This window comes from Streptomyces sp. NPDC033966, assembly GCF_055575955.1.
In genome coordinates this window covers 556,420-568,442 of the sequence record NZ_JBVIRQ010000005.1, presented here as the reverse complement: position 1 = coordinate 568,442, position 12,023 = coordinate 556,420, and the positions used below count along the sequence as shown (strand labels likewise).

General features: G+C 71.8%; 12 protein-coding genes. 9 read left to right on the top strand and 3 right to left on the bottom strand.

Annotated elements, in window-relative coordinates; translation table 11 throughout:
• Positions 1-263 precede the first annotated feature (263 nt).
• The 3 genes from ACZ518_RS17860 to ACZ518_RS17850 all read left to right on the top strand — a co-directional run bounded on the left by ACZ518_RS17860 (position 264) and on the right by ACZ518_RS17850 (position 2,905).
• The gene (locus tag ACZ518_RS17860; RefSeq protein WP_469113953.1) at positions 264-1,064 is read left to right on the top strand and encodes a glycerophosphodiester phosphodiesterase; all 801 of its coding nucleotides are present in this window, start codon (positions 264-266) and stop codon (positions 1,062-1,064) included.
• A gap of 81 nt (positions 1,065-1,145) precedes the next feature.
• A complete protein-coding gene (locus tag ACZ518_RS17855; protein ID WP_469114021.1) occupies positions 1,146-1,763 on the top strand; it encodes an ATP-binding protein in 618 nt (205 codons plus the stop codon).
• 167 nt (positions 1,764-1,930) lie between these two features.
• On the top strand, positions 1,931-2,905 hold the full coding sequence (locus tag ACZ518_RS17850) for a DUF5926 family protein (RefSeq protein WP_469113952.1): 975 nt from the start codon (positions 1,931-1,933) through the stop codon (positions 2,903-2,905).
• Between the two features lie 181 nt (positions 2,906-3,086).
• On the opposite strand, the gene ACZ518_RS17845 is transcribed toward ACZ518_RS17850, so the two are convergent.
• Together ACZ518_RS17845 and ACZ518_RS17840 are read right to left on the bottom strand one after the other, a co-directional pair.
• Entirely contained in the window at positions 3,087-3,647 is a 561-nt protein-coding gene (locus ACZ518_RS17845) for a hypothetical protein (protein ID WP_469113951.1), read from the bottom strand.
• A 119-nt stretch (positions 3,648-3,766) separates the two neighbouring features.
• Positions 3,767-4,495 (bottom strand): bifunctional DNA primase/polymerase, encoded by a 729-nt coding sequence (locus ACZ518_RS17840; protein WP_469113950.1) that lies wholly within the window; start codon positions 4,493-4,495, stop codon positions 3,767-3,769.
• Positions 4,496-4,918: 423 nt separating this feature from the next.
• Here ACZ518_RS17840 and ACZ518_RS17835 point away from each other — a divergent pair, with 423 nt between their 5' ends.
• The gene (locus ACZ518_RS17835) at positions 4,919-6,517 is read left to right on the top strand and encodes a PP2C family protein-serine/threonine phosphatase (protein WP_469113949.1); all 1,599 of its coding nucleotides are present in this window, start codon (positions 4,919-4,921) and stop codon (positions 6,515-6,517) included.
• Between the two features lie 175 nt (positions 6,518-6,692).
• Positions 6,693-8,159 carry an aminopeptidase P family protein gene (locus tag ACZ518_RS17830; protein ID WP_469113948.1) on the top strand — a complete coding sequence of 489 codons (1,467 nt, stop codon included), beginning with the start codon at positions 6,693-6,695 and terminating at the stop codon, positions 8,157-8,159.
• Positions 8,160-8,238: 79 nt separating this feature from the next.
• Here ACZ518_RS17830 and ACZ518_RS17825 read toward each other — a convergent pair whose 3' ends face one another.
• Positions 8,239-8,742, bottom strand: coding sequence for an ATP-binding protein (locus ACZ518_RS17825; protein ID WP_469113947.1), 504 nt, complete (start codon positions 8,740-8,742; stop codon positions 8,239-8,241).
• A 326-nt stretch (positions 8,743-9,068) separates the two neighbouring features.
• Here ACZ518_RS17825 and ACZ518_RS17820 point away from each other — a divergent pair, with 326 nt between their 5' ends.
• From ACZ518_RS17820 to ACZ518_RS17805, 4 genes are all read left to right on the top strand, one after another.
• Positions 9,069-9,881, top strand: coding sequence for a hypothetical protein (locus ACZ518_RS17820; RefSeq protein WP_469113946.1), 813 nt, complete (start codon positions 9,069-9,071; stop codon positions 9,879-9,881).
• Between the two features lie 111 nt (positions 9,882-9,992).
• Positions 9,993-10,736, top strand: a complete 744-nt coding sequence (locus ACZ518_RS17815; protein ID WP_469113945.1) for a YcnI family copper-binding membrane protein — start codon at positions 9,993-9,995, stop codon at positions 10,734-10,736.
• An 80-nt stretch (positions 10,737-10,816) separates the two neighbouring features.
• Positions 10,817-11,470, top strand: a complete 654-nt coding sequence (locus tag ACZ518_RS17810) for an SCO family protein (protein ID WP_469113944.1) — start codon at positions 10,817-10,819, stop codon at positions 11,468-11,470.
• Positions 11,467-12,009 carry a copper chaperone PCu(A)C gene (locus ACZ518_RS17805; protein WP_469113943.1) on the top strand — a complete coding sequence of 181 codons (543 nt, stop codon included), beginning with the start codon at positions 11,467-11,469 and terminating at the stop codon, positions 12,007-12,009. Before ACZ518_RS17810 ends, ACZ518_RS17805 begins: the two co-directional genes overlap by 4 nt.
• Positions 12,010-12,023 lie beyond the last annotated feature (14 nt).

Below are 12,023 nucleotides of genomic sequence, written 5' to 3'. Positions count from 1 at the left end.
TACAGGCTTACACGGCTGCACAGGCTCTGGGCGTCTCAGGTACTGGGCATATCGGGCGAAACCGGCCCGACACCCACCTGGCATCGGTCCGACTGAACGTTCGAGGCGCCGTACAAGTTCCAGGACGAAGCCTTTCCCATGACCCGTCAGGGCACTGTAAGCCGGACCTGTGCATCTCCCTCCATTCTTTATATCCGACATATCAGACGCACCCGCAGGTCCCACCCCGACGCGCGAGGCCTCCTGGGTGGCACCATGACCGGGTGACCCACGCATCGTCGAGCCCCATCCAGGTCGTCGCCCACCGCGGCGCCTCGGAGGACGCCCCCGAGCACACCCTGGCCGCGTACCGGAAAGCCATCGAGGACGGTGCCGACGCCCTCGAATGCGACATCCGGCTGACCGCCGATGGACACCTGGTCCTCGTCCACGACCGCCGCGTGAACCGCACCTCGAACGGCCGCGGCGCGGTCTCCGCCCTGGAGCTCGCAGATCTCGCCGCCCTCGACTTCGGCTCCTGGAAGGACCGCGAGGAGTCCCCCGACTGGGACGCGGACCCCGAGCGCACCTCCGTACTCACCCTGGAACGGCTGCTGGAGCTGGTGTCCGACGCCGGCCGGCCCGTCCAGCTCGCGATCGAGACGAAACACCCCACCCGCTGGGCCGGACAGGTGGAGGAGCGCCTCCTCTTCCTCCTCAAGCGCTTCGGACTGGACGCCCCGCCCGCCGGAGGCCCGCACCCGGTCCGGGTCATGAGCTTCTCCGCGCGCTCCCTGCACCGGGTCCGGGCGGCCGCGCCGACGGTCCCGACCGTGTACCTGATGCAGTTCGTCTCTCCCCGGATGCGGGACGGGCGGCTGCCCGCAGGGGTCCGGATCGCCGGCCCGGCGATGCGGATCGTCCGCAACCACCCCGGCTTCATCCGCAAGCTCCAGGCCGCCGGGCACTCCGTACACGTATGGACGGTGAACGCTCCCGAAGATGTTCAGCTATGCGCTGATCTGGGTGTAGAAGCGATCATCACGAACAGGCCACGCCAGGTTCTGTCACAACTCGGACGCTGACGTCCCCTTTTGCCCACCCGTCACGCACGCCCCGTGCGTGACAGGGAGTGCACCGGCGCATCCGCTCCGCATCCGACGGTCATGAATGCGTCAGGACGGTGTCAGAGGGCCTCGTCATGGCGGTTTCCGGTCCAGGCCATTGGGGCATCCAGACCATGGCGTGGGGCTAAGGAGGTTCCGGGGGTGGCGTTGGTGATGGCACAGGAAGTGCCCACGTCGTCGTGCATGGACATACGCCATGGTCCTGCGGGCGTGGGCGAGGCAAGGCGCCGGATGCGTGAACAGCTGCGCATGAGCGGCCTGTCCGAATCGGTCGTGGACGATGCCGTACTGATCCTTTCCGAACTGCTCAGCAATGCCTGCCGGCACGGCCGGCCGCTGGGCCGCCACGAGATCGGAGACGGGGAGATACGCGCCGCCTGGCGCGTCGACGCCGCGGGGCGGCTGACGGTGGAGGTCACGGACGGCGGCGGCCCCACCCGCCCGATTCCGGCCACTCCCTCGGTCACCGCACACGGCGGGCGGGGGCTGAACATCATCAGCGCCCTTGCCCAGGACTGGGGTGTCCGGGACGGAGCGGCGGGTGAGGTCACCGTCTGGGTGATCGTCGCCCGGGGGCCCCGCCACGACGATTTCGCTACGCGCGTCACCGCCCCGGCGATGGACTTCGCATCGGCCTTCGACGACCTGGATCCCTGAAGCGGATCCGCCCGCACGACCAGTAGCACCGGCCATCCGCACAGGCGGCCGTCCGGGAGCGCACGCCGACCGTGCTCCCGGCCGCACCCCACCGGTTCCGGCGGTACGAACGGCTAGGCTCGCGCCCAGAGACACCGCCGTACCGCCGCAACCGGGAGACACCCACGATGGCCAAGAAGCGCCCCGCCGCGAAGACCGCGAAGCCCCAGCTCGAGAACGGGGAGATCCCGGTCGTCGGCGCGCGCGAGCCCTGCCCCTGCGGTTCCGGGCGCCGCTACAAGGCCTGCCACGGTGCGGCCGCCTCGCACGCCGCGACCGAGCACGTCCAGCGTCCGTTCGAGGGACTGCCGGGTGAGTGCGACTGGGTGGCGCTGCGCGAGCTCGTCCCCGCGGCCACCATCCCGCTGTCCCTCAAGGGCGGCCTGCCCGAGGGCGTCCCGTCCGTCACGCTGGTGACCGTACTGCCCATGGCCTGGCCGGCCCTGCGGCGCGAGGACGGCTCGGTCCTGCTCGGCCTCCAGAACGACTCGACCACCGGCGACCTGGCCCGCGACATGGCCGACACGCTGGAGCGCGCGCTCGTCGCCGAGCCCGGCACCCCGGTCCCGGCGCGCCGGGTGCCGACCGAGGGTCCCCGACTTCAGGATCTCCTCGACCCGGACGGCGTTTTCGAGCCGGTTGTCCACACGGGCTTCGAATTCTGGATTCCGGAGGCGGAGAACGCCCAGAACGCCTCCCCGGAGATCGCCGCCTCGCTGGAACGCGCCAACGCCGCCGCCATCCCGACCGTCAAGCTGACGAGCGTGGACGCGGCCTACTGGTGCGAGACCCCGGACAAGAACCACCTGCGCTGGGTCATGCCGCACCCCGAGGAGAAGCTGCTCGACGCCCTCGCGCGACTGCACGCGGCGGGCACCTCTTCCCTGGGCGAGGGCACCAAGCTCGTCGGATCCTTCCGCGCCCACGGCCTCGTGGTCCCGGTCTGGGACCTGCCGACCGGGGTCTCCGCGGAGGACGTGGAGAAGCCCGCCGCCGAGTTCGCGGAGCGGCTGGCAGCGGCCCTGTCCACCGACGCCCCGCTGACCGCCGAGGAGCGCCGGGCGCGCGGCGGCCTCACCAACCGTCAGGTCACGCTCAGCTGACGAACGGACACGCACGGGTCCGGTGACTGGGGTCACAACTCCCGCTAATCGCCTGCAAATCGATGTCTGAATATCAGAGATCGAATTTGCGAACAGGCGATCTCTTGTTACCGTTCTTGTAGCCCGGTCGCTGGTGCATCCCCCGTCGCCAGCGACCGGGCCCTTGTCTTTCCGGTGGCGCTCAACCTTCGCCCGGGCCCGGTGAGTTGCTCCCGGACCGCAGCAGCAGTCGCCCTTCCTCATCCGGAACTGCAAACTCCGCTACAGCCGAGTAGTCCTGGGGCGCCCCCGCCGAATCGCCCCGGGGCGTCTCGCACAGCCCCGGCTCGTCCCCCGCGCCCACCGCGCAGCGGATCTGCACCGTCCGGCCGGCCGGTCCCATCACGGTCAGCACGGCGTCCAGCGCGCGTCCGCTGGTGTTGCGGTAGTAACTGCGGCCCCAGGTCTGCCCCGCGCTCTCCAGGACGCAGGTCTGCGCCTCCAGCCCTTGCGGAGCGGAGAGTTCGGGTCCGCACCGCGAGTCGGTGCGCGGCTGTTCGACGGGTCCCGGCCGCGCGGGCGCCGCGGCGGGCCGCGCCCCGTCGGGCGTACCGGAAGCGTGGGAAAGGCCCAGCGAGGAGAGCAACCCCCCGCCTTTTCCGTCACCCTGACCGGCGAAATCCGGCCCGGCGATCGCTCCGGCCAGGGGAAGCGACAAGATGATCAGCACACCGGCGCCGATACCGATCAGGCGGAGATTCATTCGCCGAAGATAGCGACGGGGGAAAGGGGCGCGGAGATCCCCGCGCCCAATTCCCTTGGAAACCCGTCGCGCTGGCACCCGTACGAGTGATGCGGCGGCCCGCTGCCGCCGCATGACGTTCAGTACGCGAGCCGGCTGCCGCCGCCCGGCGCACCGCTGCTCGCCTCGACGAGCGCGTCCACGACCGTCTCGACCTCCGGCAGCCACAGCCCGTCGCGGCCGGGCCCGGTCGCGGGCTCCCTCTCCCAGCGGACCTGCCCGCCGCCGCTGGCCGTGGACGGCGGCAGCAGCAGGTAACCGCCCTCGCCGTGGAAGCGCAGCGAGGAGGGCACGTGGTCCTTCGCGTAGAGGAGTTCGCCGAGCCGCTCCAGCGAGTACGGCGCCACCAGCAGGGACCACCGGGTCGGCGTGGCGACGATCGGGCCGAGCCGCAGGCCCTGCGCGTCCAGGCGCCCGACGGCACGCGCGGCCGCGCCGGCCGGCAGGCTCACCGCGCACGGCGCCTTCCCGCCGGTGACCAGCAGCACCGGGGCGGCGGGCCGCCGGGCCCACCACCAGGCCACCATCCGGGCGTCGGCCGTGGCGGCGAGCAGACCGGGGTCGAAGGGATGCGCGCCGGGCACCACGCAGTCGGGGTCGGGGCAGGCACACCGCGCGCTGTCGGCGCCGGCCCGGCCGACGCCGGGCAGTACGGGCCAGTTCCAGACGTTGGCGCAGGTCAGAGCGCTGTCAAGGAGGGAGCCGGCCGCCGCGCCGTCCGCAGCCGTCTCGGCCGGGCGGGAGGCCGCCCGCGGGAATTTCAAGCGATCGCGGAGCCGCTGGAGACGCCTTCCGAGGATCTCGCGCATGAGCGCTCGTTCCTTTCCGTTGAACGCCGAAGGGCCACATCACACCATGTAACCGGTGTTTCACCACACGTACACGTTTCGCGTCACTGTCCGCCAGAAGCAGGTTCACACGGTTCGTGCAGTTTTCTTACGGGTCCGTCAAACGTCCGGCGGGGACCCGGAGCGAGCGGTCCGGGCGACCCGCGCCGGTCTCGAAACCGGCTGCCGCCGCTAAGGACGGCTACCCGCGCCGGGTGGTTCCCCGGCGGTGCGCGGGAGGGCGTCAACTGACCCCGGGCACCATCGATTACGTACCCGGAGCCCCTGGAGCGCCTGTCCAGTCGATCGCAAAAACCGTCTGCTTGGCGCTTTTTCCGGCCAAGTTTTAGCCCCGGCTGGACAGTGAGTTGCCGTCCCACGGACACCAGTATTCCCGCCTGGGCAATGCTGGACATCGATCCTCGTGTGCGTGTAGATGTGGATCCATTGATGGCGGCGCAGCACAATCTGGGGGTTTGCGATGCTATATGGCGAATCGCACCAGGTGGAAAGGCGGACGCCATGAGCGCCCCGCATCTGCCGAAAGTGGCTGGAATCGATCCAGCCGTTACAGCGTCAGCGCACACTGCGGCACCCACGCCCGGCTCCACTTCCGCGGCGTCCACATCCACCACCGCCCCGGGCCCCTCCGCGGGCTCCCCCCGGACCGCCCCCGCCCAGGGCGCCTCGCCCGCGGCGAGCAGCGTCATCCAGGACCGGCTGGCGGGCATGGTCTCCGACCTCACCACCCTCCACGAACTCACCGAGCGCCTCGCGCGGGCCGCTGACCTCGACTCCTCCCTCCAGGAGTTCCTGCGCGCCGGAGCCGCCCTCGTCGGCGCGCGCCGCGGGCTGGTGGTGCTGGAGCCCTCCGACGGCCTCGGCCCCGCCACCACCATCGGCCTGGGCCTCGGGCGCGCGGACCTCGGGCACATCGAGACGGTGCCGCGCAGCGCCACCTCGTACGGCCGCATCCTCGACGGGCTCCCCGACGCCCACGGCGGCTCCGAGGTACTGCCCGAGCCGGGCCAGGCCGCGGCTGCCGGCTCCGGCGGCCACGAGCCCCCCGTCGACCCCCGGCACCGCGAGGTCGCGGCCCGGCTCGGCTACGCCGCGAGCTACGCCCTCCCGGTGACCGCCGATGCCACCGGCCGGCTCGGCGCCGCGGTCTGGCTGTACGACGAGCAGGCCGAGCCGAGCGACCGCCAGCGCGACCTGGTCGGGCTGTACGTCCGGCACGCCGCCGAGCACCTGGCCCGGATGGTGGAGGTCACGCGCTCGCGCGAGCGGCTGGCCACCATCGCCGAGGAACTGCTGCCCAGCCGGCTGCCCCGGATCCCCGGGGTCCAGCTCGCCGCCCGGCACCGCACGGGGCCGCGCGGCGGCGGCGACTGGTACGACGCGCTGCCGCTGCCCGAGGGCGCCATGGGGCTGGCCGTCGGATCGGTCACCGGGTCCGGCCCGAGCGCCGTCGCCGCGATGGGGCGGCTGCGGGCCTCGCTGCGCGCGTACGCCGTGATGGAGGGGGAGGACCCCGTCGCGGTCCTGTCCGACCTGGAGCTGCTGCTGCGCCTGACCGAGCCCGCGCGCTCGGCGACCGCGCTCTTCGCGTACTGCGAGCCAGCCGCCCGCAAGATCATCCTGGCCGGCGCGGGGCACACCCCGCCGCTGCTCATCGGCGAGCGCCGGACCGAGTACGTGGAGACCTCCCTCTCCGCTCCGCTCGGGATGCTGGCGTGCTGGGAGGCACCGAGCGTGGAGATCGAGCCCGCGCCCGGAGAAACGGTGCTTCTCTACACGGACGGGCTGCTGCGCCGTACCGGGGACGCCATGGACCGGGCCTACGCACGGCTGCACGCGGCCGCCGCAGGGGTTCCGCGCGGCGCGCGGGAGGACCCGGCGGCCATCTGCGAGCACATCCTGAAGACGGTGCTCCCGGAGGAGGGGCCCGGCACGGCCGAGGAGTCCGAGGACGTCGTACTGCTCGCGGCCCGGTTCGACTGAGGACCGGTCCGGCCGGGTCCCGGTCGGCCTAGGCCTGCTCGCCTCGGGCCGCCGTGGAAGCCTGCGCCCGGTTTGACTGATATGTCACAGGTCGAACCGGGGGCCTTCCTCTCGCACATACGATGGACGGGGTCCGCACCCGGTCCTTGCATGTCGTAGCAGCTGAGGAGAAGACGTGGCTGACGAGCTCACCCCGGAGACCCCGGAAGAAGAGCAGCCCCAGAAGAAGCACAAGCAGCGCAAGAACGGGCTGTACCCGGGCGTCAGCGACGAACTCTCGGAGAACATGCGCTCCGGCTGGGCCGACACCGAGCTGCACGGCCTGGAGCCCATCGCCCAGGCCGGCCACACCGCCGACCGCCGCGCCGCGCTGTCCGCGCGCTTCCCCGGCGAGCGCCTGGTCGTCCCGGCGGGCCGGCTGAAGACCCGCTCGAACGACACCGAGTACCCCTTCCGCGCCTCGACCGAGTACGCGTACCTCACCGGCGACCAGACCGAGAACGGCGTCCTGGTCCTGGAGCCCACCGGCGAGACCGGCCACCAGGCCACCGTCTACCTGCTGCCCCGCTCCGACCGCGAGAACGGCGAGTTCTGGCTGTCCGGCCAGGGCGAGCTCTGGGTCGGCCGCCGGCACTCCCTCACCGAGGCCGAGCAGCTCCTGGGCATTCCGGCCAAGGACGTGCGCGAGCTCCCCGAGGCCCTCACCGAGGCCACCGGCCCGGTGCGCGTCGTCCGCGCCCACGACTCCGTCATCGAGTCCGCCCTCACCGACAAGGTGACCAAGGAGCGCGACGAGGAGCTGCGCGTCTACCTCTCCGAGGCCCGCGCGGTGAAGGACGCCTTCGAGATCGGCGAGCTGCAGAAGGCCGTCGACTCCACGGTCCGCGGCTTCGAGGACGTCGTGAAGGTCCTCGACAAGGCCGAGGCCACCTCCGAGCGCTACATCGAGGGCACCTTCTTCCTGCGCGCCCGCGTCGAGGGCAACGACGTCGGCTACGGCACCATCGCCGCCGCCGGTGCCCACGCCTGCACCCTGCACTGGGTCCGCAACGACGGCGCGGTCCGCTCCGGTGACCTGCTGCTGCTCGACGCCGGAGTGGAGACCGACTCCCTCTACACCGCCGATGTCACGCGCACGCTGCCGATCAACGGCACGTACAGCGACATCCAGCGCAAGATCTACGACGCGGTGTACGAGTCCCAGGAAGCCGGCATCGCCGCCGTCAAGCCGGGCGCCAAGTTCCGCGACTTCCACGACGCCTCGCAGCACGTCCTGGCGGAGAAGCTCGTCGAGTGGGGCCTGCTGGAGGGCCCGGTCGAGCGGGTCCTGGAGCTCGGGCTGCAGCGCCGCTGGACCCTGCACGGCACCGGCCACATGCTCGGCATGGACGTCCACGACTGCGCCGCCGCACGCACCGAGGCGTACGTCGACGGCACCCTGGAGCCGGGCATGTGCCTCACCGTCGAGCCCGGTCTGTACTTCCAGGCCGACGACCTGACCGTGCCGGAGGAGTACCGCGGCATCGGCGTCCGGATCGAGGACGACATCCTCGTCACCGAGGACGGCAACCGGAACCTGTCGGCCGGGCTGCCCCGCACCTCGGTCGAGGTCGAGGCGTGGATGGCGCGACTGAAGGGCTGACGCCGGCGCATGAGCGTACGACGGCGGGCGGGAACCGGATCCGGTTCCCGCCCGCCGTCGTACGAGGACCCCTGTCTCGCTACGACGCCTTCAGCAGCGCGCCGTCGCGCCACTTCAGCATCTTGTCGAAGCTCACCACCGCGCCGCGGCCCGGCCTGTTGCGGAAGCGCACGTGGTCGGAGAGCTGCTCGATCAGGTGCAGCCCCCGCCCGTTCTCGGCGAGGCAGGCACCGGCGGATCTGGGCCGGGCGACCGTCGAGGGCGGGAATCCCGGACCCGAGTCGGCCACCTCGATGCGGCAGCGGTCCCCGTCCAGATAGGCCGTGACGCGGTAGGCCTCGGTCCCGTCCGCCGCGCCGCCGGCGGAGCTCCCGCCGGAGCCCTCGCCGGGGTACGCGCCGGGACGGCCGACGCGGCCGCCGTGCTCGACCGCGTTCGCGCAGGCCTCGCTCAGCGCGACCGACAGGTCGTGGCAGATGTCCGAATCCACCCCCGCGGTCTCCATCGTCCCCAGCAGCAGCCGCCGGGCGAGCGGCACGCTCGCGGCTTCGCGCCTCAAGTGGAGAGACCACCAGATGCTCATACGGGTACCTATTGCCGCCCGCACCGGGCCGTAAGCCCCCGGCGGCCGGCACAGCCCTCATTCGGCCGATGTGCGTTTCCCGGGCGGCGGTGTAGGCGGGGGCGCGGGGTCGCCGGCGGGTGCCGGCCGGACCCGGTGCTCCGTCCCTGGCCGGGGCCTCCTCACGGTCCGGTCACCCCACGGTCAGGGCCCCGTCGGCACCGGGCGCGGAGCTGACGGCGGGCTGACCCGGTACGGACCGGACGCCGACCGGCGACCGGAACCCAAGGGTCCCTCCAGCACCTGCCGTAGGCAGGGCCCGGGCCCAGTGCGATGATTGCCCGGCCATGACTGGAACCCACACGACACGCGCCGGAGCAGGTCTCCGGATGACCCGGGCCGCGGTGTTCACCGCGGTCTGCGTCGTGCTGTCCGCGGCCGGCCACGCCGTGGCCTCCTGCGCGACGGTGCCGTGGTGGGCCCTGACCCTGGCCTTCATCGCAGTCTTCGCCGTCGCGGCCCCGCTCGCGGGGCGCCGACGCCCGCTGCCCGGCATCGCCGCCGGACTGGCCGTCGGCCAGCTCGGGCTGCACACGCTGTTCGGCCTCGGCCAGCACGGCGCCGCGGCCGCCCAGGCACCGGCCGGCGGCACCGACACCTCGCTGGCGGCGCTCGCCGCCCAGCTGGTCTGCGGGGGCAACTCGGTACCGCTGAGCGCGGCCGACGCCCGGCAGATCCTGGAGGCCGCCGGACTGGACCCGGCCGCCGTGGCCGCCCAGGCCGCAGCTCAGGGCCACATGGCCCACGCCCACCTGGCGGGCGCCGCGGCACCGGCGACCGGCCTGTTCAGCCCGGCCATGCTGATCGGCCACCTGCTGGCCGCGCTCGCGGCCGGCTGGCTGCTGGCCCGGGGCGACGCCGCGCTGTTCCGGCTCGTCGAACTGTCCCGGCTCTCCGCCGAAGCCGACCCCGTACGTCCGCTGCGCGCCGCGCTGGCCTTCGTACGCGCCCTCGCGGCCGGGCTCCCCGGCGCACCCGCGCGCGGCCCCCGGGCCCGCCGGATCGCTGCCGTGCCCGCGACCTCGACCGGCCGGGACGCACTGCAGCACACCGTGGTCCGGCGCGGGCCGCCGACGGCACTGCTCGTCCTCGCAGCCTGACGCGGCACCCCCACTCCCCGGAACACCCGGCGGGAGCACCGGTGCCGCGACCTCCGCGCGCGCCCGTGTGCGGAGCCGACGTCACCACTGCTTCCGTGGAGTGTTCCCGCAATGAAGACCTCTCGCGTCTCCTTCGCCGCCGCCCTCGCCGCCGGCACCGTCCTCGCCCTGTCCGGTACCGCCTTCGCGCACGTCAGCGTGCAGCCCGCCGGGGAGGCCGCCAAGGGCGGCTACGCGACGATCAACTTCAAGGTCCCCAACGAGCGTGACAACGCCTCCACCACCCAGATCGAGGTCAACTTCCCGGCCGACCAGCCGCTCACGTCCGTCATGCCGCAGGAACTCCCCGGCTGGACGTCCACCGTCGAGAAGACCAAGCTCGACAAGCCGCTGACCGTGCACGGCAAGCAGATCAACGAGGTCGTCACCAAGGTGACCTGGACCGGGGGCAAGATCGAGCCGGGCAAGTTCCAGCAGTTCCCGGTCTCCGTCGGCAAGCTCCCCGAGAACGCCGACAAGATGGTCTTCAAGGCGATCCAGACGTACGACAACAACGAGGTCGTCCGCTGGATCGAGGAGCCCAAGGAAGGCGCCCCGGAGCCGCAGACCCCGGCCCCCGTGCTGAAGCTGACCGCCGCCAAGGGCGCGGACGACCACGGCGCCGCCGCCAAGCCGGCCGCCGACGGGGCCAAGAACGGCGACAAGAACGACAAGGGCGAAGAGAAGGGCGGGCACGACGAGGCCGCCAAGAGCGCCTCCGACACGACGGCCCGCACCCTCGGCATCGTGGGCATCGTCGTCGGTCTCGCCGGCGTCGCCTTCGGCATCACCTCGCGCCGCCGCGCCGCCAACTGAGGCGGCGGGCCCCGGGCCCGTCGCTCCACCGTCGTACGCACGACATCCGCACCATCCCCGATTCCCAGGGACATCTCCTCATGCGCACCACACGTGTGACGGTCGCCGCCCTCGCGGTGGCGACCGCGCTCGCCCTCACTGCCTGTGGCAGTGAGACGGACAAGAACACCGGTTCGGTCACCCAGATCACCGGCCAGAAGAAGGCCGGATCCGCGACCGTACTCGACCGCCCCTTCGACAAGCCGGACCTCGTCCTCACGGACACCACCGGCAAGCCGTGGAACCTGCGCGAGCAGACCAAGGGGCGGCCGACCCTCATCTACTTCGGCTACACCAACTGCCCCGACGTGTGCCCCCTGACGATGAGCAACATCGCCGTCGCCAAGAAGGCACTCCCCAAGGGGGACCAGGACAAGCTCCAGGTCGTCTTCGTCACCACGGACCCGGAGCGGGACACCCCCGACTCCCTCGGCGCGTGGCTCAGGGCCCAGGACCCGTCCTTCACCGGACTGACCGGGGACTTCCCAACGATCCAGGCCGCCGCCCGATCTCTCGGCATCGGTATCGAGGCCCCCAAGAAGGAGGCCGACGGCACCGTCGTCTCCATGCACGGGGCCCAGGTCATCGCGTTCTCGCCCAAGACCGACGAGGGCTACGTCCTCTACGGCGAGGGCACGACCGTCGACGACTACACCAAGGACCTGCCGAAGATCATCAAGGGAGAAAACCCGTGAACGCCCGCACCATCCGCACCATCGCCGCCGCCCTCTCCCTGACGGCAGCGCTCGCCATATCCGGCTGTTCCTCCTCGGACTCGGACTCCGCGTCCGGCGCCTCGGCCGACACGAAGGCCTCGGCCGACACGAAGGCCTCCGGCTCCGCAGAGGCCGGCAAGCCCGCCCTGACGGTCAGCGGGGCGTACATGCCCGAACCGGTCAACGACAAGATGGCCGGCGCTTTCATGGTCATCAAGAACGACTCGAAGACCGCCGACAAATTGGTCTCCGTCACCAGCCCGCTCTCGGACGATCTTCAGATCCACGAGACCAAGGACCAGAAGATGCAGCAGGTCCAGTCGATGGACGTGCCCGCGGGTGGCGAGCTCCGACTGCAGCGCGGCGGCAACCACATCATGTTCATGGGGCTCAAGAACCAGCCGAAGGTCGGTGACAAGATCACCATCGAGCTGCGTTTCGAGAAGGCCGACCCGGTCAAGGTCGAGCTGGACGTCAAGGAACGGACGTACAACGCACAGAACTCCACCGCCCACTGACGGACCGAGGAACT

Coding starts and splice junctions, on each gene's coding strand:
- ACZ518_RS17825 (WP_469113947.1), bottom strand. CDS start 8,742: ATGAGCATCTGGTGGTCTCTCCACTTGAGGCGCGAAGCCGCGAGCGTG.
- ACZ518_RS17850 (WP_469113952.1), top strand. CDS start 1,931: ATGGCCAAGAAGCGCCCCGCCGCGAAGACCGCGAAGCCCCAGCTCGAG.
- ACZ518_RS17855 (WP_469114021.1), top strand. CDS start 1,146: ATGAATGCGTCAGGACGGTGTCAGAGGGCCTCGTCATGGCGGTTTCCG.
- ACZ518_RS17815 (WP_469113945.1), top strand. CDS start 9,993: ATGAAGACCTCTCGCGTCTCCTTCGCCGCCGCCCTCGCCGCCGGCACC.
- ACZ518_RS17810 (WP_469113944.1), top strand. CDS start 10,817: ATGCGCACCACACGTGTGACGGTCGCCGCCCTCGCGGTGGCGACCGCG.
- ACZ518_RS17845 (WP_469113951.1), bottom strand. CDS start 3,647: ATGAATCTCCGCCTGATCGGTATCGGCGCCGGTGTGCTGATCATCTTG.
- ACZ518_RS17835 (WP_469113949.1), top strand. CDS start 4,919: ATGCTGGACATCGATCCTCGTGTGCGTGTAGATGTGGATCCATTGATG.
- ACZ518_RS17840 (WP_469113950.1), bottom strand. CDS start 4,495: ATGCGCGAGATCCTCGGAAGGCGTCTCCAGCGGCTCCGCGATCGCTTG.
- ACZ518_RS17820 (WP_469113946.1), top strand. CDS start 9,069: ATGACTGGAACCCACACGACACGCGCCGGAGCAGGTCTCCGGATGACC.